Origin of the sequence: Ruegeria intermedia, assembly GCF_900129345.1 — a bacterium.
In the GTDB taxonomy this organism is placed as follows: domain Bacteria; phylum Pseudomonadota; class Alphaproteobacteria; order Rhodobacterales; family Rhodobacteraceae; genus Ruegeria; species Ruegeria intermedia.
In genome coordinates this window covers 96,858-115,695 of sequence record NZ_FQVK01000006.1, presented here as the reverse complement: position 1 = coordinate 115,695, position 18,838 = coordinate 96,858, and the positions used below count along the sequence as shown (strand labels likewise).

Here is an 18,838-nt window from a genome sequence, read left to right as displayed (position 1 = left end):
TTATTCATAATCTAGGGCGGCCGGGGCAAAGGCTCAAGCCAGCCCGGTGGTTTCGTGTCTTTTTCTGCCGGGCGCGCCTGGCCCATGGCCGAGATTGCCCGTGGCGTTCATCTCTCTATGCTAAAGGTGGGGCGGTGTGATCGCGCCGCCGCTTTGGGACAGGAGGCCCCGAAATGACACGATCCCTTTTCGCCCCGATCTTGTGCAGCGTTTTCGCGGCCTTGACTGCCTTTCCGGCCGTGGCTGATCCGGCCCGGCATCCGGTCAATTGCGCCACCGCCGAGGGCGATCTGAGAGCCATTGCCGCCGAAAGGAAGCACGCCCAGGCGCAGCAGGCCGAAAGCATCCTGGCCATCACGCCGGCCGGCGCCTTGCTGGGGCTGGTCGCGGGGACCGAGCAGAAAAGGCTGAAGATGCTGTCGGGCGACTATGTCGAGCAACTGGACGCCCGCGCCGCCGAGATCAAGGCAACCTGTGGCCTGAAATGAGCGCAGGCAAAGAAAGATCGCGATGCCGGGTCCCCCGGACGTGCGGCGTTACATGAAGCCCAATTCCAGGCGGGCCTCGTCCGACATCATTTCCATGCCCCAGGGCGGTTCCCAGGTCAATTCGACGTCGACCTCTTTGACCCCGGCCACCGGCTCGATCGCCTCGACCACCCAGCCCGGCATGTCGCCCGCCACGGGGCACCCCGGCGCGGTCAGCGTCATGATGACCTTGACCGCGTTGTCGTCGCTGATCTCGATCGTGTAGATCAGACCCAGATCATAGATGTTCACGGGAATTTCAGGGTCAAAGACGGTCCGGCAGGCCTCGACCACGGACTCGTACAGAGGATGCTCGACGGTAGAAGGCGCGATCAACGGGGTGCCTTCCAACTGTTCGCTTGGGTGGGTCATGGATGCCTCGGCTTGTTACCTGAGCGATTATATAGGGAAAGCCGCCGCCAGCGTCCAGAGGCGGATGGCGCCCAAGGGCCGGGCGCCATCGTGGTCATTCGTTGATGTCACGGTCAAAGGTCTTTACCTGACCGTGCGGCAGGGCGAACATGCGCCGCAGGATCAGCCAGGCGATCAGGGACAGGGCCGCAAAGATCAGCAGCAGCACGGCCAGGCCCGGCGCAATGCCGGGGATTGCCAGAAGCAGCCCGGTGATGGCGGCGCCGATCGCGAAGCCCAGGAAGATGAAGCCGGGCAGGGCGACTTCGAGGATGCCCAGCACCAGTGCCGCCGCCAGCCACAGCCACCAGGTCAGCCAGAACGGATCAGCCATCATTTGCCCCCTTTCAGCATGTTGAAGGCATTGCCGAAGGCCTCGAGCGCGTTGGCGGGCACCACGATCGTCTGGCTGCCATTGCCTTGCCCCAGGGCGTTCAGCGCTTCGACCTGTTTCAGGGCGACCTGATACTGGGCCGCTTCCAGACCGTTGTCCTGGATTGCCTTGGCCACGACCTGGGTCGCATAGGCTTCGGCGTCGGCCTGGATGCGGCGGGCCTTGGCGGTCTGTTCGGCGGCATAAAGTTCGGCATCGGCCTGCAGCTCGACGGCGCGCTTCTGGCCCTCGGCCTCGGTCACCTGGGCGCGGCGGGCGCGTTCGGCGTTCAACTGCTGAAGCATCGCGTCGCGGGTGGCCTGGTCCAGGTTCACGTCCAGAATCTCGGCCCGGGTCACCTCGATGCCCCAGTCGTCGACGGCGGTTTCAACGCTTTCCTGAATGCGCTCGATCAGCTGTGCGCGGTTCGACTGAACCTCGTCCAGATCCATCTTGCCGATCTCGGCGCGCACGATGCCTGCCACGGTGGTGGCGATGGCGCCATCGACGTCACGGATGCGATACACGGTCTTTTCGGGTTCCAGAATGCGGTAGAAGACGGATGTGTCGATCTGCACCAAAACGTTGTCCTTGGTGATGGCGTCCTGCGTGGCGTTGGGCAACTGGCGTTCCAGAATCGAGATCTTGTGGCGCGCAACGTCCAGAAACGGCACGATGAAGTTGATTCCGGGGCCCAGCACCGAATGCAGGCGTCCGAACCGTTCGACCACGTATTTCTCGGATTGCGGTACGATCTTGATGCCCTTCAGGATGACGACGACCATCAGGACGGCCGCCAGAAGGAAAATGATGTTGGATGAAAGCAATCCGATGATCTGGTCTTCGGTCATGTCTGTCCTCTTTTGTTGTGTACGACTGTATACATTTGGGGAGTGAGTCGCGTAATTTCAACTCTGGTATGACGGGAACGGTTTTTGAATCCCACGACGGATTGCTGCATCGCGCTGCCGAAATTCCGGTCTGTGACCGCTTTGCATCCTTGGCTGGTTGCGCTATCGGGGCGGGATGAAACTGATCATCGACACCGATCCGGGCATCGACGACGCGATGGCCATCGCCTATGCCGCCGCTGCGCCGGAATTCGACCTGGTGGGGCTGACCACCGTATTCGGCAACACGCATGTGGAACAATCCAGCCGCAACGCCCGTTATCTGGCGCACCGGCTGGGTCTGGACGTTCCGGTTGCCTCGGGGGCGGGCGTCGCACGAGGCGCGGACGGTCATATGCCCTCGCGGCACGTTCACGGCGACGAGGGGTTTGGCGACCTGACCGAGATCCCCGAGATCGGGCAGAACCACGATCTGCCGGCGGCGGAATTCCTGGTGGAGATGGCGCGCCGGCACGGCAAGGACCTGACAGTCTGCGCGGTGGGGCCGTTGACCAACATCGCAGACGCGATGCGGCTGGACCCGGATTTTGCGCGCAACATCGGGCAATTGGTCATCATGGGCGGGGCGGTGTTCTGCCCCGGCAACATCAATGCTCATGCCGAGGCCAACATCTTTCACGATCCCGTTGCGGCGGACGAGGTGTTCTCGACCGCAGCGCCGACGGTTCTGGTGGGGCTGGATGTCACGCTGAAAACGCTGTACCGCGCCGATGATTTCGAGTCACTGGCCAAAAACGCCCCCGAAACGGGCGGGTTCCTGCGTGACATTTCCCGGTTCTACCTGAACTTCTACCGCGAGGTGGCGGGGCTGGACGGTTGCGGCCTGCACGACTCGACCGCCGTCATCGCCTGTTCGCACCGGTCGATGTTCGGCCTGCACGAAACCGGCTTGCGGGTCGTCCAGGATGGCGAGGCGCGGGGCGCGACCCGACCCGATCCGTCGCGCCCGCCGGTACTGGTGTGCACCGACGTGAACGGAGATCAAGTCGTGGATCTGTTCACGCAGCGGGTTGCGACATTGCCCTGACGGGTTGCATTGCGCGCGTCGATCGGGCAAAGCCTGCCCGGTTCAGCGACCCGAGGCGATGACATGACCCAGCGTTTTTCATTCGAACTGAAGGCCACCGACGGCAAGGCCCGCACCGGCGTGATCCACACGCCGCGGGGCGAGGTGCGCACGCCGGCCTTCATGCCCGTGGGCACGGCCGCCACGGTCAAGGCGATGATGCCCGAAAGCGTGCGGGCCACCGGCGCCGACATCCTGCTGGGCAACACTTATCACCTGATGCTGCGGCCCACGGCCGAACGGATCGACCGCTTGGGCGGGCTGCACAAGTTCATGAACTGGGAACGCCCGATCCTGACCGACTCGGGCGGGTTTCAGGTGATGTCCTTGGCGGGCCTGCGCAAGCTGACCGAGAAGGGCGTGACCTTCAAATCGCATATCGACGGTTCCAAACACGAGCTGACACCCGAGCGGTCGATGGAGATCCAGCGCCTGCTGGGGTCGGACATCGTGATGTGCTTTGACGAATGTCCCGCCTTGCCCGCCGACCGCGACCGGATCGCCGAGTCGATGCGCCTGTCGATGCGATGGGCCGAACGGTCGCGCGAGGCTTTTGGTGACCGGCCCGGCCATGCTCTGTTCGGGATCATGCAGGGCGGGTTGGAGCGCGACCTGCGCGAAGAAAGCGCCGAGGCGCTGAAGGCCATCGGTTTCGACGGCTATGCCGTTGGCGGCCTTGCCGTGGGCGAGGGGCAGGAGGCCATGTTCGACTGTCTGGACTATGCGCCCGATTTCCTGCCCACCGACAAGCCGCGCTATCTGATGGGCGTGGGCAAGCCCGATGACATCGTGGGCGCCGTGGCGCGCGGGATCGACATGATGGATTGCGTGCTGCCGTCGCGTTCTGGGCGGACGGGGCAGGTGTTCACCCGCCGCGGTGTCGTGAACATCAAGAACGCGCGCCATGCCGACGATCCGCGCCCTTTGGACGAACAGTGCAGTTGTCCGGCCTGCTCGAATTACTCGCGTGCCTATCTGCACCATGTGTTCCGCGCCAACGAAATGATCTCGGGCATGCTGCTGACCTGGCACAACCTGCACTATTTCCAGGAAATCATGCAGGGCATGCGGGACGCCATCGCCGCCGGTACCTTCGAAGCCTGGCAGGCGGAGTTCCACGCGCAGCGGGCGCAGGGCGATATCGAGCCCCTGTAACCTGTCCGTTCCGGTGACAATCGCGGGGTTTTCCGGTATTCTGAAACAGCTTTGCTCAGAGTTGTTTTTGTGACCCGGAGTACTTTTGATGTTCCGCTTTTTCCTCGGCGCAGTCATTTTTTGCGCATCCCCCGCCATTGCAGACGTCTGGACCTTTGAAACTCCATCCGAAAACATTCAGTGTTCGGTGGGCGAAAGCGCCGAGTCCTCGGACATTCGGTGTACGATCATAGAAAGGCACGGCCCACCGGCGTTGCCGCGCCCCGCGAACTGTCAATCTGACTGGGGGCATGACTTTCAGATGTTCGACACCGGTCCCGTGCAAATGCTGTGCCAGCCACTGAATCGGAACCGGGACGGATTTGACCGTGCGGAATACGGTGTCACCGGCCGGTTCGGAGGATTTACCTGCAGTTCATCCACCAAAGGTCTGGAATGCCGCAACCTGGATGGCCACGGCTTTTTTCTGTCTCGGGCCGTGCAGCAGGTGTTCTGATCCCGAAACCGCGAAGTGAATAAGGATGTCTTGTTCATTTCGGTGGATATGTTGTCGTGATGCCTTGCAGTCGGGGGAACCTCGGGCCATTCTGACCGGCACAGGTTAGGCGACGAGGTTGAAACCGGGCGATCCGCGCCCCACCTTTATCGTCGAATGAAGGAGATGGCCAAGGGCTGCCTGCGACAGGGGTCAGCGCCATCTTGCCAATGATAAGGATAGAGCATGCAAGAGCCTCTTAATTCCTCATACCCCGTCCTGCCGCTGCGCGACATCGTTGTGTTTCCGCACATGATCGTGCCGCTGTTCGTGGGCCGTGAAAAATCGGTGCGCGCGCTGGAAGAGGTGATGCAGGACGACAAGCAGATTCTGCTGTCCAGCCAGATCGACCCGGCGGTCGACGATCCGGATACGGACGGCATCTATCGCACCGGCGTGCTGGCCAATGTGCTGCAACTGCTGAAGCTGCCCGACGGGACCGTGAAGGTTCTGGTCGAAGGTCAGGCGCGCGTACGGATCACCGAATTCGTCGACAACGCCGAGTTCTTCGAGGCCCGCGCCGAGTATCTCAATGAAATCCCCGGCGACGTGACCACGACACAGGCGCTGGTGCGCACGGTTGCGGATGAATTCGAGCGTTACGCCAAGGTGCGCAAGAACATCCCCGAAGAGGCGTTGACCGCGGTCAGCGACACCACCGATCCGGCCAAGCTGGCCGATCTGGTCGCGGGGCATCTGGGCATCGAGGTCGAACAGAAGCAGGACCTGCTGGAGACGCTCAGCGTCAGCGAGCGGCTGGAAAAGGTCTATGGCCTGATGCAGGGCGAGATGTCGGTTCTTCAGGTCGAGAAGAAGATCAAGACCCGCGTCAAGTCGCAGATGGAGAAGACCCAGCGCGAATACTACCTGAATGAGCAGATGAAGGCCATTCAGAAGGAGTTGGGCGACGGCGAGGACGGCGCGAACGAGATCGCCGAACTGGAAGCCAAGATCGCCGAGACCAAGCTGTCGAAGGAAGCCCGCGAAAAGGCCGAGGCCGAGCTGAAGAAGCTGCGCAACATGAGCCCGATGTCAGCCGAAGCGACGGTGGTGCGGAACTATCTCGACTGGTTGCTGTCGCTGCCGTGGGGCACCAAGTCGCGGGTCAAGAAAGACCTCGGCCGCGCGCAGGAGATCCTGGACGCCGATCACTATGGCCTGGAAAAGGTCAAGGAGCGGATCGTCGAGTATCTGGCCGTGCAGCAGCGCTCGAAAAAGCTGAAAGGCCCGATCATGTGCCTTGTCGGCCCGCCGGGCGTGGGCAAGACCTCGCTGGGCAAATCGGTCGCCAAGGCCACGGGGCGCGAGTTCATCCGCATCTCGCTGGGCGGCGTGCGCGATGAATCCGAGATCAGGGGCCACCGCCGGACCTATATCGGCTCGATGCCCGGCAAGATCATCCAGGCGCTGAAAAAGGCGAAAACCACGAACCCGCTCATCCTGCTCGATGAAATCGACAAGATGGGGCAGGACTTCCGTGGTGATCCGGCCTCGGCCATGCTCGAGGTGCTGGACCCGGAACAGAACAGCACGTTCATGGACCACTACCTTGAGGTGGAATACGACCTGTCGAACGTGATGTTCCTGACCACGTCGAACAGCTACAACATGCCCGGGCCGCTGCTGGACCGGATGGAGATCATTCCGCTGGCCGGCTATACCGAGGACGAAAAGCGCGAGATCGCCAAGCGGCACCTGATCCCCAAGCAGGTCAAGAACCACGGCCTGAAGGCCAAGGAGTTCGAACTGACCGACGAGGCGCTGACCGCGATCATCCGGTTCTATACCCGCGAGGCGGGCGTGCGGAACCTGGAGCGCGAAATCGCCAAGGTGGCGCGCAAGGCGCTGACCCGGATCATCAAGAAGGAATCCGAGTCGGTGACCGTGACCGCCGAGAACCTGCACGAATTCCTGGGCGTGCCCAAGTACCGCTATGGTCTGGCCGAACAGGACGATCAGGTGGGCGTGGTGACCGGTCTGGCCTGGACCTCGGTCGGCGGCGATCTGCTGCATATCGAGGCGCTGAAGCTGCCGGGCAAGGGCCGCATGAAGACCACGGGCAAGCTGGGCGATGTAATGAAGGAATCCATCGACGCCGCTTCGTCCTATGTCCGTTCGATCGCGCCCGAGATCGGTGTGAAGCCGCCGCAGTTCGACAAGATCGACATCCATGTGCACGTGCCTGACGGCGCGACGCCCAAGGATGGCCCCAGCGCCGGCTTGGCGATGGTGACCTCGATCGTGTCGGTCCTGACCGGTATCCCGGTCCGCAAGGACATCGCCATGACGGGCGAGGTTTCCCTGCGCGGCAACGCCATGCTGATCGGCGGGTTGAAGGAGAAACTGCTCGCGGCTCTGCGGGGTGGCATCAAGACGGTGCTGATTCCGGAAGAGAACGAGAAGGACCTGGCCGACATCCCGGACAACGTGAAGGAAGGGTTGGAGATCATCCCGGTCAAGCACGTGTCCGAGGTTCTGGAGCGCGCGCTGGTGCGCAAACCCGAGCCGATCGAATGGGACGAGGCCGCCGAGGAGGCCGCTGCAGCCGCAGCCAAGGCCGCCGAGGGCGGCAATCCGGTCGCCACGGCGCACTGACCGAACAGCACAAGCAATCGTGAAAGGGCGGGTTTCATCCCGCCCTTTTTTCATGCCGCTCACCAGCGGCAGTGCCGACCCATTGTGGTGCATGCCGGCCGGAAGCGCTCGGGCAGATGGTCGCACAAAAAGAGAGAGAATGGTGGGTGATAAGAGATTCGAACTCCTGACATCTTCGATGTGAACGAAGCGCTCTACCACTGAGCTAATCACCCGTCAGCCGGGCTATTACAGTGGTTCTGCGCGGTCTGCAAGGGGTGTCCCGGCAAAAATGAAGGGGCGGGTGAATTTTCGATTCTGTCGTGGCTCGGGCCGGGATCTGGAGCGCTTGCAAGGTCCAAGTCTGTGCGCCGATTTCGGTCAGCTTTCAGGCGCCGGGGTGCCGGAACTGTCGGCCGGGCTGCCGCCAGAACCCGAGTCGCGCCTGGGTTGCCGACGCCCCGGAGCCGTCTCGGAAGGCGTTGCGTCTGTCTCAAGGTCGGGCGTGCAGCGCCTGGTGGCAGCAAAGGTCGCCGTTGGCGTCACCCCGAGCCTGCAGGCGCGGAAGGAGACCGTGGCACAAGGGGTAAAACGGCCATTCGGCGGGGGTGGTTCGAGCCGCGTCACAAAAAATCTCGCGATCTTCGAAAAAACTTCAAAACCCCGCTTGACGATGCCGAGGCAGGGCCATAATACACCCCAACGTTCAGCAATGAACGGGCAGCGGGCGGTTGTAGCTCAGTTGGTTAGAGTACCGGCCTGTCACGCCGGGGGTCGCGGGTTCGAGCCCCGTCAACCGCGCCATCGCTGCCAGCCTTTGATCCGGGCAAAGGGATCGACATAGACCCTAATGCGCGGTTGTAGCTCAGTTGGTTAGAGTACCGGCCTGTCACGCCGGGGGTCGCGGGTTCGAGCCCCGTCAACCGCGCCATTTCCTCAAGTGCAGCCACAGGTCTTTGTTCAAAAGCGCAAGCGGTTGTGCGGTTTGTCCTTATGGTATTGCTGCGGATGTCGGAGAAAAGTCGCGCGTTCACACTTTGTTCTAATTTTTCAGTTGGAGACTCGGCGTCGCTCGCCTATCTCTAGGGCACTTGTGTGTTGGGGGCCTGAATGGCTGAGCTGAAGAATATCGAGGTGCGCGGCGCGCGCGAGCACAACCTGAAAAACATCGACGTGGACATTCCGCGCGATCAGCTGGTTGTCATCACGGGGCTGTCGGGGTCGGGCAAGTCTTCCTTGGCGTTCGACACGATCTATGCCGAAGGCCAGCGCCGCTATGTCGAAAGCCTGTCGGCCTATGCGCGCCAGTTCCTGGACATGATGGAAAAGCCCGATGTTGATCACATCAGCGGGCTGTCCCCGGCGATCTCGATCGAGCAGAAGACCACGTCGAAGAACCCGCGCTCGACCGTGGGAACGGTGACCGAGATCTATGATTATCTGCGCCTGTTATTTGCACGGGCTGGAACGCCCTACAGCCCCGCCACCGGGTTGCCGATCGAGGCCCAGCAGGTGCAGGACATGGTCGACCGGATCATGGCGATGGAGGAGGGCACCCGCGGCTATCTTCTGGCGCCCATCGTTCGCGACCGAAAGGGTGAGTACAAGAAAGAGTTTCTGGAACTGCGCAAGCAGGGGTTCCAGCGCGTCAAGGTCGATGGCCAGTTCCATGAACTGGACGAGCCGCCGACTCTGGACAAGAAGTTCCGCCATGACATCGACGTGGTCGTTGACCGGATCGTCGTGCGCGAGGGGATGGAGACCCGTCTGGCCGACAGCTTGCGCACCGCGCTGGACCTGGCCGACGGCATCGCGATTCTGGAGACCGCCCCGCGCGAGGGCGAGCCCGAGCGCATCACGTTCTCCGAGAACTTTGCCTGTCCGGTCAGCGGGTTCACCATCCCCGAGATCGAACCGCGCCTGTTTTCGTTCAACGCGCCCTTCGGGGCCTGCCCGGATTGCGACGGGCTGGGCGTCGAGCTGTTTTTCGATGAACGGCTTGTGGTGCCCGATCAGACGCTGAAACTGTATGACGGCGCACTGGCCCCGTGGCGCAAGGGCAAGTCGCCCTATTTCCTGCAGACGATCGAGGCGATCGCGCGCCACTATGAGTTCGACAAGAATACGCCGTGGAAAGACCTTCCGGCGCATGTGCAGCAAGTGTTTCTGTACGGCTCGGGCGATGATGAAATCCAGTTCCGCTATGACGAGGGCGGGCGGGTCTATCAGGTGACCCGCAGCTTTGAGGGCGTGATCCCGAACATGGAGCGCCGCTATCGCGAAACCGACAGCGCGTGGATCCGCGAGGAATTCGAGCGCTATCAAAACAACCGTCCCTGCAACACCTGCGAGGGCTATCGCCTGCGCCCCGAGGCGCTGGCCGTCAAGATCGCAGGGCTGCATGTTGGCCAGGTGGTCGAAATGTCGATCAAAGAGGCTCTGGCCTGGGTCGAGGACGCGCCGAACCATCTGAGTGCCCAGAAAAACGAGATTGCCCGCGCGATTCTGAAAGAGATCCGCGAGCGGCTGGGATTCTTGAATAACGTTGGTTTGGAATATCTTACGCTGTCTCGTTCAAGTGGCACCCTGTCCGGCGGCGAAAGCCAGCGCATCCGGCTGGCCAGCCAGATCGGCTCGGGCCTGACCGGGGTGCTTTACGTGCTGGACGAACCCTCGATCGGGTTGCATCAGCGCGACAATGACCGCCTTTTGGGCACGCTGAAGAACCTGCGCGATCAGGGCAATACCGTGATCGTCGTCGAGCATGACGAGGAAGCCATCCGCGAAGCGGACTATGTGTTCGACATCGGGCCTGGTGCCGGTGTGCATGGCGGGCAGGTGGTCAGCCACGGCACGCCCGAGCAGATCGCGGCGGATGCGGCCTCGATCACCGGGCAGTATCTGTCGGGGGTGCGGGAAATTCCGGTGCCCGCCGAGCGGCGCAAGGGGAACAAGAAAAAGGTAACGGTCGTAAAGGCTTCGGGCAACAACCTCAAAGACGTGACGGCCGAGTTTCCGCTGGGCAAGTTCGTCTGCGTGACCGGGGTGTCGGGCGGCGGCAAGTCAACCCTGACGATCGAGACGCTGTTCAAAACCGCGTCGATGCGTCTGAACGGCGCGCGTCAGACGCCTGCGCCCTGCGAAACGATCAAGGGGCTCGAACATCTGGACAAGGTGATCGACATCGACCAGCGGCCCATCGGGCGCACGCCGCGGTCGAACCCGGCCACCTATACCGGCGCCTTCACCCCGATCCGCGACTGGTTCGCCGGTCTGCCCGAGGCCAAGGCGCGGGGCTACAAGCCCGGGCGGTTCAGCTTCAACGTTAAGGGCGGGCGCTGCGAGGCCTGCCAGGGCGACGGGGTCATCAAGATCGAGATGCACTTCCTGCCCGACGTCTATGTCACTTGCGAGACCTGCAAGGGCGCGCGCTACAACCGCGAGACGCTCGAGATCAAGTTCAAGGGCAAGTCCATCGCCGACGTGCTGGACATGACGGTCGAAGACGCGCAGGAGTTCTTCAAGGCCGTGCCCTCGATCCGCGACAAGATGGATGCGCTGGCCCGGGTCGGGCTGGGCTATATCAAGGTCGGCCAGCAGGCCACGACCCTGTCAGGCGGCGAGGCGCAGCGGGTCAAGCTGTCGAAAGAATTGGCAAAACGTTCGACCGGCCGGACCCTGTACATCCTGGACGAGCCCACAACCGGCCTGCATTTTGAAGACGTGCGCAAGCTGTTGGAAGTTCTGCATGAACTGGTCGATCAGGGCAATACTGTCGTCGTGATCGAACACAATCTGGACGTTGTGAAAACCGCCGACTGGATCATCGACATCGGCCCGGAGGGTGGCGATGGCGGCGGCGAGATCGTGGCCGTGGGAACCCCGGAAGAGGTCGCCGAATGCGAGCGCAGCCACACCGGGCGATACCTCAAACCGATGTTGAACCCCGAACGCGTGGCGGCCGAATAGGCTGGCTGCGCGTCAGTACAGAATATCCGCCACCGCGCCGATCAGGTTCAGCACTTTGCGCGTATCGGAGTCGATGCTGTAGACGTAGTCGCCCGCGCGAACGTAGTTGCCGCCGCGTTTCAGACCATAGCGATACGGATCGTCGATCCAGACATAGTCGCGGTTGATCCGGTCACCGACCTTGTACCAGTTCTTGACCTGGCCGGGCGGGACGCAGGGCACGGCCTTCTTGGCCTACCCGGGCGGGCAATTGGCAACGGATTTTGCGCCCTTCTGCGGGGCCACGCGCTCGACCGAGAACGTGCTCTTGGTCTTTCCCTTGCCTTTGCCGATGTCAGCCAGCGTCGCGACCGGGGTCAGTGACAGGCCGGCAAGCAGTGCAATATGCAACAGTGTCTTCATGGGCGGTTCCCCTCGGTTCGTCGCGCCGTCATGCCGCGTTTCCCGATATTTTGGAATGCCCGCCAGACGTGCAAGCCCTGGGCGGCGAAATGCCGCCCAAGCTCAGCTGCGGCCGCGCTTTTCGAAACGGGGCAGCATGGCCGAGAAATCCATGCCCTTGCCGTCTTCGGCTTCGACGAACTGTTCGTACAGCGCAGTGGCGATCTGGCCCATCGGCGTGTCGGCGTCGGCGCTTTCGGCGGCCTGCTGGCTGAGCCGCAGGTCCTTGAGCATCAGCTCGGCGGCGAAACCGGGCTTGTAGCCGTTGTCGGCGGGCGACTGCGGTCCGACACCGGGGGCGGGGCAATAGGCGTTCATGCTCCAGCTGTAGCCCGACGAGGTGCTGACCACGTCGAACATCTTCTGCCTGTCCAGGCCCAGCTTGTCGGCCAGGGCAAAGGCCTCGCAGGTGGCGATCATGGTGACGCCCAGGATCATGTTGTTGCAGATCTTGGCGGCCTGACCGGCGCCCGCCGCACCGCAATGCACCGCCTTCTGGCCCATGATGTCAAACAGCGGGGCCGCCTCGGCAAAGGCCGCGTCCGAGCCGCCGGCCATGAAGGTCAGCGTGCCGGCGGCCGCGCCACCTATTCCGCCCGAAACGGGCGCGTCCACGGCCAGAAGCCCGGCCTGCTCGGCCTGATCGGCCATGGCGCGGGCGCTGTCCACATCGACGGTCGAGCAGTCGATGAATACCGCGCCTTTCTCCATGTGCGGAATGATCTGATCGGCCACCGCGCGCAGGATGTCGCCATTGGGCAGCATGGTGATGACCGCCTCGGCCCCACCGACCGCATCAGTGGCCGTTTCGGCCTTGGTCACGCCCTCGACCGACACGCCCGCGGTGTCAAACCCGGTCACGTCGTGACCGGCCTTGGCCAGATTGGCCGCCATCGGCGCGCCCATGTTGCCCAGGCCAATGAATCCGATCTTCATGTTTCACTCCTCCTCGAATGTCAGCGTGTCCGCACCTAGCGGCATCAGCATCCTTGATACCGCGGTGGCCGGCACGTTCATGTCCGCAAACTGCCATTTCGGGTTGCGGTCCTTGTCGATGATCTGCGCCCGGATACCTTCCAGAAAATCGCCGTGCTCCATCGACCGGAAGGTAAAGCGGTATTCCAGCTCCAGCGCCTTGCGCATGGTTAGGGCGGGGCCGCGCAGGCGGTGCAGCATCTCGATCGTGCAGGCCATGGACAGCGGCGAATTGCGGCCCATCGCCTCGAGCGCGCCGCGGGTGAATTCGGTGTCTCCATTGCGCAGGTCGGTCAGCACGTCGCCCAGGGTTTCACCACCGAAGAAACGGTCGATGTCGTCCTGCGGCAAGGTGCGGTCCGGGGCAGGGGCGGCATGTTCGGCCAGCAGGTCGGCCTGGCCCGAGGCCTCGAGCATCTCGATCATGTCGGGCCATTGGTCCTGCGGGATGAAGTGGTCGGCGAACCCGGCATAGATCGCGTCGCCCGGACCCATGCGCGCGCCGGTGACGCCCAGATATTCGCCCAGCCGCCCCGGCGCCAGCGCCAGCAGCAGCGACCCACCCACATCCGGCACCAGCCCGATCGAGCATTCGGGCATTGCGATCTTCGAGCTTTCGCCGACGATCCGGTGTGTGCCGTGGCAGCCGATGCCTACGCCGCCGCCCATGGTAAAGCCCTGCAGGAAGCTGACCACGGGCTTGGGATACTCGAAGATCATCGCGTTCAGGCGGTATTCATCGCGCCAGAACTTCTGCCCATAGGCATAGTCGCCCTTGGTGCCCGTTGTGTACAACTCGGCGATGTCTCCGCCCGCGCAAAAGGCCTTTTCGCCCTCGGCGTCCAGGATGACCAGATCGACCTCGTCATCCTCGCGCCAATTGCGCAGCGCGGTGTCGATGGCGATGCACATCTCGTAGCTCAGCGCATTCAGGGCCTTGGGCCGGGTCAGGGTGATCCGGCCGGCGCGGCCCGTGGTGCGGATGTCGATATCGGACATGGAATCCTCAGCGATGGGCGAGCAGTTGGCGGGCGACGATCACGCGCATGATCTCGTTCGTGCCTTCCAGAATTTGATGCACCCGCAGATCGCGCACAAGCTTTTCGATGCCGTAATCGGCCAGATAGCCGTAACCGCCATGCAGCTGCAGGCACTGATCGACCACTTTCGATCCGGTCTCGGTCACGAATTTCTTGGCCATCGCGCAGAATTTGGTGGCGTCGGGCGCGCCCTGATCCAGCTTCCAAGCCGCCTGACGCAGGAAGGTGCGGGCGGCCTGCAACTCGATCTCCATGTCGGCCAGCCGGAACTGCAGGGCCTGGAACTGGTCGATGGTCTGGCCGAAAGCCTTGCGCTCGGACATGTACTGCAGCGTCATGTCCAGCCCCGCCTGTGCCGCGCCCAGCGAGCACGAGGCGATGTTCAGGCGCCCGCCGTCCAAGCCCATCATCGCGTATTTGAACCCGTCGCCCTCGGTCCCGACAAGGTTTTCTGCCGGGATCTTGCAGTCGTCGAACTGGACCTGCGCGGTGGGCTGGCTTTTCCAGCCCATCTTCTGTTCCAGCGCCCCGAAGCTGAGGCCCGGCGTGCCGTCCTCGACATAGACGGTCGAGATCCCCTTGGGTCCGTCGCCGCCGGTGCGGACCATGCAGACATAGGCATCGGAATAGCCGCCGCCCGAAATGAAGGCCTTGGTGCCGTTCAGCGTGTAGCCGTCGTTGGTGCGCTCGGCCCGCGTCTTGAGCGCCGCTGCGTCCGACCCCGAACCCGGTTCGGTCAGACAATAGCTGAGTACCGTGTTCAGGCTCAGAACGTCGGGCATGATGCGCGATTTCAGTTCGTCGCTGGCGAAGCTGTCCAGCATCTTGGCGCACATGTTGTGGATCGACAGAAAAGCCGCGACCGAGGGGCAGGCCATCGACAGCGCCTCGAACACCAGCGTGGCGTCCAGACGGGTCAGGCCCGAGCCGCCGCTTTCTTCGGACACGTAGAGCCCGCCAAAGCCCAGTTCGCCGACTTTGGGCCACAGATCCTTGGGGATGGTGCCCTCGGCCTCCCACTGGCGGGCAAAAGGTGCGATCTGTTCTTGCCCGAACGCGTAGGCCATATCGAAAATGGCCGTCTGTTCCTCGGTCAGCGCGAAATCCATGGCCGGTCTCCCCCTTTGTGGCGACGTGAATTGAACGACTGTTTATTTATTGCGCAATCCTTACAGAAATTTTTCACGCGGGGCAAACCCCGTGACGCGTCCGGGCGCCGATTTGGGCCAAACGCCGAGGGCTGGTATGATGGGGTCTTTCATTCAGGAATTGATCGGAGCGTATTATGCCGAACTACAAGATGGCCGTCGTCGTCATTCACGGCATGGGCAGCCAGTACCGCAAGCCGCATCCACCGTCCTCGGTGCCGACCTTTTCGAAGGACCTGCACCGTCGGGTGGCGCGGCGGGTCGGCGCGGACATGAACAAGGTGGCCTGGCACGAGGTGGTCTGGGCCCAGATCCTGCAGGAGCGACAGAAAGAGTATCTGCGCAAGATCAAGCGCAGCACCGGCTATGATCAACTGCGCGAGTTCGTGGTGTGCAACCTGTCGGACGCGGCCTCGTACCGGCAGACGCCGGATGCCAGCGACAAAACCTATGACGAGATCCACAAGAAGGTGGAACTGGTGATGCGGGTTCTGCGCCACCAGATCAGCGACCGGGCGCCGGTTCTGATCCTGGCGCATTCGCTGGGCGGTCACATCATGTCGAACTACATTTATGACGCGCAGCGGTACCTGCGCAGTGGCGGGCCGCCCAAACATGCGACCCCGATCGAAAACATGGAAACCGTGGCCGGGTTGATCACTTTCGGCTGCAGCATTCCGATCTTTCTGTTCGCCTATCCCGAGGCGGGCATTTTCCCGATCCAGCCGCCCAATCGGGCCCTGCCTGCCGCGCTGCGTTTCCGTACCTGGTGGCACAATTATTTCGACAAGCACGATGTTCTCGGGTTTCCGCTGGGCAAGATCGCGCCCAGCTATGCCCAGCTGGTGCAGTCCGAGGCCATACGCGACCTGCCGATCAACGCGGGCAAGATCTTCACCTCGTGGAACCCGCTGTCGCACAACGGCTATTGGAAAGATCGCGATCTGTACGAGCCGGTCGCCGCCCGCATCCAGAAGGTTCTGGCGGCGGTCTGACGGTCAGAGATCGGCGTGGAATTCCTCGATCAGGTGACGCACGACCGCCTGGCCAGGATCATCGCCCCTGGCCTGCGCTTCGGCGTGTACGCGCCGTTGACGCGTGGCGGACGTGCCCGTTTCGGCAATCTGGCGCAACTGCGCCAACTCGGCCATCGTTCCGAGGGCCTCGGCGTCTTCGGCCAGCATGCCCATCAGCTCGCCCATCAGCTCGGGCATCGGCTTGATCGACCGGTCGCCGAAATCGATCAGACCTTCGCCCACGCCGTAGCGCTGCGCACGCCATCGGTTCTCGCCGATCAGGAACCGGTCATAGACCCGCCAGCGCAGGTTGCGGTCCTTCAGTCGGCACAGCATCCGGGTCAGCGCCTGCACCAGCGCCGCAAGTGACAGGGCGTGTTCCAACCGCGGCTGCACGTCCATGATCCGCGTTTCCAGAGTCGGATAGCTGTGCGAAGGGCGCAGGTCCCACCAGATTTTCGAGGTGTCCTCGATCACCCCCAGCTCGACCAGCACCCCGGTGGTGCGTTCATATTCGGCCCAACTGCCGAACACGGGCGGCAGGCCGGTGCGGGGCAGGTTGTCGAACACCGTCAACCGGTACGAGGACAGCCCGGTGTCGCGCCCGCTCCAATAGGGGGACGAGGCGGACAGGGCCAGCAAGTGCGGCAGGAAATAGCTGAGCTGCGGCATCAGGTCGGCCCGCTGCGCCTTGTCCTCGACGCCCACATGCACATGCATGCCGCAAATCAGCATCCGTCGTGCCACGCCGCCCAGGGCGTGTTGCAGGTTGTCATAGCGTTCCTTGCGCGTGTGGTGCTGATCCTTCCAATCCGCGAACGGGTGGCAGGATACGGCGATCGGCGCCATGTTGTGTTCGGCGGCGCGCCGGGCCACGCAGGACCGCAGGCGTTTCAGATCCTCGCGCGCCGATTTGATCGTGGCATGGGGGCGGGTGCCGACCTCGATCTGGCATTGCAGGAATTCCGGGCTGACCTGGCCTTCGAAATCGGCCTGACAGGCCTCCATCAGCGCGGCGGGTGCCTCGGTCAGTTGCAGGCTGTCGCGGTCGACCAGCAGGTATTCCTCTTCGATGCCGACGGTGAAATCCTGCTGCATGCGGGGCCTCCCTGTTCCCATTCGGGATCAGTGAATACGAAATTTCCCAATTTGCCAAGGGTTTGAGGCGATCCGCCTTGCACTGACACCGCGTGCGGCGGTAAGCAACCTGCAGCCAATTGCCAAGCCGGAGTCGCCACCGTGAAACCCAGAAAATTTCCCAAGTTGAACTCCATTCTGGACCGTTTTGGCGTCAAGCTGATCGACAAGGCGCCGGAACGCGATGAGCGCGCGCGGCTTGAGGCTTTTGAGCAAGCCGGCGGGCTGGAGCGTCCGGCTTATGCCCTGTCGCCGGGGATGCAGGATTTCGACATAAGCACCTTGGTTGCCGAATACGCCGCGCACAAGGATGCGCTGGCGGCCCTGAAGGACCCGGCCCGCAACCAGACCGGATACCGCATCGGCAACGGATACTATGACAGCCCGGACGCCGAGGCGCTGTACCTTATGATCCGGCGGTTTCGCCCCAAGCGGGTGATCGAGGTCGGTTGTGGCAACTCGACCCGCGTGACCCGGCAGGCGATCATCGATGGTGGGCTGGCCACGACACTCACGGCCATCGACCCCTATCCCCGCGCCGACATCGCCCATGTTGTCGACCGGTTCGAGCAGAAGCGGCTGGAGGAGGTGGACCCGGCGCTGTTCGCCGAGTTGAATGCGGGCGATGTGTTGTTCATCGACTCCAGCCATGTCGTGCGGATGAGCAACGACGTGGCGCACCTGTTCTGCCGGATCATTCCGGCCCTCAAACCGGGGGTGGTGATCCATGTGCACGATGTTTTTCTGCCCTACGAATATCCCAAGCGGTTCTTCTATGACTGCCCCGGATGGGGCGAGCAGTACATGCTGCACGCGCTGCTGCAATCGGGTGCGTTTTCAATGCTTTGGCCCGGGTATTACCTTCAACGCGCCCGCCCCGACGCGGTCGAGGCGCTTCCGTTTCTGAAAGGCGGCAGGGCGCAGAGTATCTGGGTGCAACGGGCCGGGGCCTGAATTTTTTCGTGATCCGGTTTCGCGACCGCGCCGTACCCCTTTCCACAACACGCTGGAGAGGAGAGATCAGCCATGTTCCGTCGCACTTTCATGGGCGCAGCCGCCGCCATCGCCCTGGCCATGCCGATCAATGCCAAGGCCGCAGACATCGTGGATACCGCCGTGTCTGCGGGATCGTTCACCACGCTGGTCGCCGCCGTTCAGGCCGCAGGTCTGGTTGACACATTGAAAGGCAAGGGCCCGTTCACCGTCTTCGCGCCGACGGACGAGGCGTTCGCAGCGCTGCCCGAGGGAACGGTCGAAAGCTTGCTGCAACCCGAGAACAAGGATCAGTTGGTTGCGATCCTGACCTATCACGTCGTCCCCGCCAAGGTGATGTCCGGGGACATCGCCGGCAAGCGCGCGCAGGTGCTGACCGTTCAGGGCGACCGCCTGAGCGTGAACGCAAAGAACGGAGTCAAGGTTGACGGCGCAAATGTTGTGCAGGCCGACATCGAGGCCAGCAACGGCGTGATCCACGTGGTCGACAAGGTTCTGCTGCCGGAATAACGCTACCACTCACCAACGCAGACAAGCCCCGGTGCCTGCGCGGCCCGGGGCTTTTTC

The 18,838-nt window shown here is 62.8% G+C and carries 18 protein-coding genes and 3 tRNA genes; 11 read left to right on the top strand and 10 right to left on the bottom strand.

Annotated elements, in window-relative coordinates; genetic code table 11:
- The first annotated feature begins 173 nt into the window (after positions 1–173).
- Positions 174–488, top strand: a complete 315-nt coding sequence (locus tag F3H26_RS06405; RefSeq protein WP_149775220.1) for a hypothetical protein — start codon at positions 174–176, stop codon at positions 486–488.
- Between the two features lie 48 nt (positions 489–536).
- Here F3H26_RS06405 and F3H26_RS06400 read toward each other — a convergent pair whose 3' ends face one another.
- From F3H26_RS06400 to F3H26_RS06390, 3 genes are all read right to left on the bottom strand, one after another.
- Positions 537–899: an SUF system Fe-S cluster assembly protein gene (locus tag F3H26_RS06400; RefSeq protein ID WP_149775219.1), complete on the bottom strand. Its 363-nt coding sequence runs from the start codon at positions 897–899 to the stop codon at positions 537–539.
- Positions 900–993: 94 nt separating this feature from the next.
- A complete protein-coding gene (locus F3H26_RS06395; protein WP_149775218.1) occupies positions 994–1,272 on the bottom strand; it encodes an NfeD family protein in 279 nt (92 codons plus the stop codon).
- Complete coding sequence (locus tag F3H26_RS06390; RefSeq protein ID WP_149775217.1) at positions 1,272–2,162, bottom strand: SPFH domain-containing protein; 891 nt, start codon at positions 2,160–2,162, stop codon at positions 1,272–1,274. Before F3H26_RS06390 ends, F3H26_RS06395 begins: the two co-directional genes overlap by 1 nt.
- A 175-nt stretch (positions 2,163–2,337) precedes the next feature.
- On the opposite strand from F3H26_RS06390, the gene F3H26_RS06385 reads away from it, so the two are divergent.
- The 4 genes from F3H26_RS06385 to lon all read left to right on the top strand — a co-directional run bounded on the left by F3H26_RS06385 (position 2,338) and on the right by lon (position 7,573).
- Positions 2,338–3,249, top strand: a complete 912-nt coding sequence (locus F3H26_RS06385; RefSeq protein WP_149775216.1) for a nucleoside hydrolase — start codon at positions 2,338–2,340, stop codon at positions 3,247–3,249.
- Between the two features lie 63 nt (positions 3,250–3,312).
- A complete protein-coding gene (gene tgt / locus F3H26_RS06380) occupies positions 3,313–4,443 on the top strand; it encodes a tRNA guanosine(34) transglycosylase Tgt (protein WP_149775215.1) in 1,131 nt (376 codons plus the stop codon).
- Positions 4,444–4,531: 88 nt separating this feature from the next.
- The gene (locus F3H26_RS06375; RefSeq protein ID WP_149775214.1) at positions 4,532–4,939 is read left to right on the top strand and encodes a DUF6636 domain-containing protein; all 408 of its coding nucleotides are present in this window, start codon (positions 4,532–4,534) and stop codon (positions 4,937–4,939) included.
- Positions 4,940–5,164: 225 nt separating this feature from the next.
- Positions 5,165–7,573, top strand: coding sequence for an endopeptidase La (gene lon, locus F3H26_RS06370; protein ID WP_149775213.1), 2,409 nt, complete (start codon positions 5,165–5,167; stop codon positions 7,571–7,573).
- Between the two features lie 140 nt (positions 7,574–7,713).
- Here the strand turns inward: lon and F3H26_RS06365 are convergent.
- A tRNA-Val gene (locus tag F3H26_RS06365) sits at positions 7,714–7,788 on the bottom strand.
- 491 nt (positions 7,789–8,279) lie between these two features.
- Between F3H26_RS06365 and F3H26_RS06360 the strand changes: the two genes are divergently transcribed.
- The 3 genes from F3H26_RS06360 to uvrA all read left to right on the top strand — a co-directional run bounded on the left by F3H26_RS06360 (position 8,280) and on the right by uvrA (position 11,521).
- Positions 8,280–8,356: transfer RNA gene (locus F3H26_RS06360), tRNA-Asp, on the top strand.
- 50 nt (positions 8,357–8,406) lie between these two features.
- Positions 8,407–8,483, top strand: a tRNA-Asp gene (locus F3H26_RS06355).
- A gap of 179 nt (positions 8,484–8,662) precedes the next feature.
- Positions 8,663–11,521, top strand: a complete 2,859-nt coding sequence (gene uvrA, locus F3H26_RS06350) for an excinuclease ABC subunit UvrA (RefSeq protein WP_149775212.1) — start codon at positions 8,663–8,665, stop codon at positions 11,519–11,521.
- Between the two features lie 12 nt (positions 11,522–11,533).
- Here uvrA and F3H26_RS19590 read toward each other — a convergent pair whose 3' ends face one another.
- The 5 genes from F3H26_RS19590 to F3H26_RS06330 form a co-directional block, all read right to left on the bottom strand.
- Positions 11,534–11,743, bottom strand: coding sequence for a hypothetical protein (locus F3H26_RS19590; protein WP_223162451.1), 210 nt, complete (start codon positions 11,741–11,743; stop codon positions 11,534–11,536).
- Between the two features lie 12 nt (positions 11,744–11,755).
- Positions 11,756–11,923 (bottom strand): hypothetical protein, encoded by a 168-nt coding sequence (locus F3H26_RS19585; RefSeq protein WP_223162450.1) that lies wholly within the window; start codon positions 11,921–11,923, stop codon positions 11,756–11,758.
- A gap of 102 nt (positions 11,924–12,025) precedes the next feature.
- Positions 12,026–12,898: a 3-hydroxyisobutyrate dehydrogenase gene (gene mmsB, locus F3H26_RS06340; RefSeq protein WP_149775211.1), complete on the bottom strand. Its 873-nt coding sequence runs from the start codon at positions 12,896–12,898 to the stop codon at positions 12,026–12,028.
- 3 nt (positions 12,899–12,901) lie between these two features.
- The gene (locus tag F3H26_RS06335; protein ID WP_149775210.1) at positions 12,902–13,936 is read right to left on the bottom strand and encodes an enoyl-CoA hydratase/isomerase family protein; all 1,035 of its coding nucleotides are present in this window, start codon (positions 13,934–13,936) and stop codon (positions 12,902–12,904) included.
- A gap of 7 nt (positions 13,937–13,943) precedes the next feature.
- The gene (locus F3H26_RS06330) at positions 13,944–15,086 is read right to left on the bottom strand and encodes an acyl-CoA dehydrogenase family protein (protein ID WP_005983439.1); all 1,143 of its coding nucleotides are present in this window, start codon (positions 15,084–15,086) and stop codon (positions 13,944–13,946) included.
- A 176-nt stretch (positions 15,087–15,262) separates the two neighbouring features.
- Here F3H26_RS06330 and F3H26_RS06325 point away from each other — a divergent pair, with 176 nt between their 5' ends.
- The gene (locus tag F3H26_RS06325; protein ID WP_149775209.1) at positions 15,263–16,120 is read left to right on the top strand and encodes a hypothetical protein; all 858 of its coding nucleotides are present in this window, start codon (positions 15,263–15,265) and stop codon (positions 16,118–16,120) included.
- A gap of 3 nt (positions 16,121–16,123) precedes the next feature.
- Here F3H26_RS06325 and F3H26_RS06320 read toward each other — a convergent pair whose 3' ends face one another.
- Positions 16,124–17,239 carry a carboxylate-amine ligase gene (locus F3H26_RS06320; protein WP_149775208.1) on the bottom strand — a complete coding sequence of 372 codons (1,116 nt, stop codon included), beginning with the start codon at positions 17,237–17,239 and terminating at the stop codon, positions 16,124–16,126.
- Between the two features lie 141 nt (positions 17,240–17,380).
- Here F3H26_RS06320 and F3H26_RS06315 point away from each other — a divergent pair, with 141 nt between their 5' ends.
- Both F3H26_RS06315 and F3H26_RS06310 read left to right on the top strand, forming a co-directional pair.
- Entirely contained in the window at positions 17,381–18,232 is an 852-nt protein-coding gene (locus F3H26_RS06315; protein ID WP_149775207.1) for a class I SAM-dependent methyltransferase, read from the top strand.
- Positions 18,233–18,304: 72 nt separating this feature from the next.
- Entirely contained in the window at positions 18,305–18,781 is a 477-nt protein-coding gene (locus F3H26_RS06310; protein ID WP_149775206.1) for a fasciclin domain-containing protein, read from the top strand.
- Positions 18,782–18,838: the final 57 nt, after the last annotated feature.

What these genes read in the sequence shown, in the direction of transcription:
- F3H26_RS06405 (WP_149775220.1), top strand. Translation starts at nt 174, where the DNA reads ATGACACGATCCCTTTTCGCCCCGATCTTGTGCAGCGTTTTCGCGGCC.
- F3H26_RS06400 (WP_149775219.1), bottom strand. Translation starts at nt 899, where the DNA reads ATGACCCACCCAAGCGAACAGTTGGAAGGCACCCCGTTGATCGCGCCT.
- F3H26_RS06395 (WP_149775218.1), bottom strand. Translation starts at nt 1,272, where the DNA reads ATGGCTGATCCGTTCTGGCTGACCTGGTGGCTGTGGCTGGCGGCGGCA.
- F3H26_RS06390 (WP_149775217.1), bottom strand. Translation starts at nt 2,162, where the DNA reads ATGACCGAAGACCAGATCATCGGATTGCTTTCATCCAACATCATTTTC.
- F3H26_RS06385 (WP_149775216.1), top strand. Translation starts at nt 2,338, where the DNA reads ATGAAACTGATCATCGACACCGATCCGGGCATCGACGACGCGATGGCC.
- tgt (WP_149775215.1), top strand. Translation starts at nt 3,313, where the DNA reads ATGACCCAGCGTTTTTCATTCGAACTGAAGGCCACCGACGGCAAGGCC.
- F3H26_RS06375 (WP_149775214.1), top strand. Translation starts at nt 4,532, where the DNA reads ATGTTCCGCTTTTTCCTCGGCGCAGTCATTTTTTGCGCATCCCCCGCC.
- lon (WP_149775213.1), top strand. Translation starts at nt 5,165, where the DNA reads ATGCAAGAGCCTCTTAATTCCTCATACCCCGTCCTGCCGCTGCGCGAC.
- uvrA (WP_149775212.1), top strand. Translation starts at nt 8,663, where the DNA reads ATGGCTGAGCTGAAGAATATCGAGGTGCGCGGCGCGCGCGAGCACAAC.
- F3H26_RS19585 (WP_223162450.1), bottom strand. Translation starts at nt 11,923, where the DNA reads ATGAAGACACTGTTGCATATTGCACTGCTTGCCGGCCTGTCACTGACC.
- mmsB (WP_149775211.1), bottom strand. Translation starts at nt 12,898, where the DNA reads ATGAAGATCGGATTCATTGGCCTGGGCAACATGGGCGCGCCGATGGCG.
- F3H26_RS06335 (WP_149775210.1), bottom strand. Translation starts at nt 13,936, where the DNA reads ATGTCCGATATCGACATCCGCACCACGGGCCGCGCCGGCCGGATCACC.
- F3H26_RS06330 (WP_005983439.1), bottom strand. Translation starts at nt 15,086, where the DNA reads ATGGATTTCGCGCTGACCGAGGAACAGACGGCCATTTTCGATATGGCC.
- F3H26_RS06325 (WP_149775209.1), top strand. Translation starts at nt 15,263, where the DNA reads ATGCCGAACTACAAGATGGCCGTCGTCGTCATTCACGGCATGGGCAGC.
- F3H26_RS06320 (WP_149775208.1), bottom strand. Translation starts at nt 17,239, where the DNA reads ATGCAGCAGGATTTCACCGTCGGCATCGAAGAGGAATACCTGCTGGTC.
- F3H26_RS06310 (WP_149775206.1), top strand. Translation starts at nt 18,305, where the DNA reads ATGTTCCGTCGCACTTTCATGGGCGCAGCCGCCGCCATCGCCCTGGCC.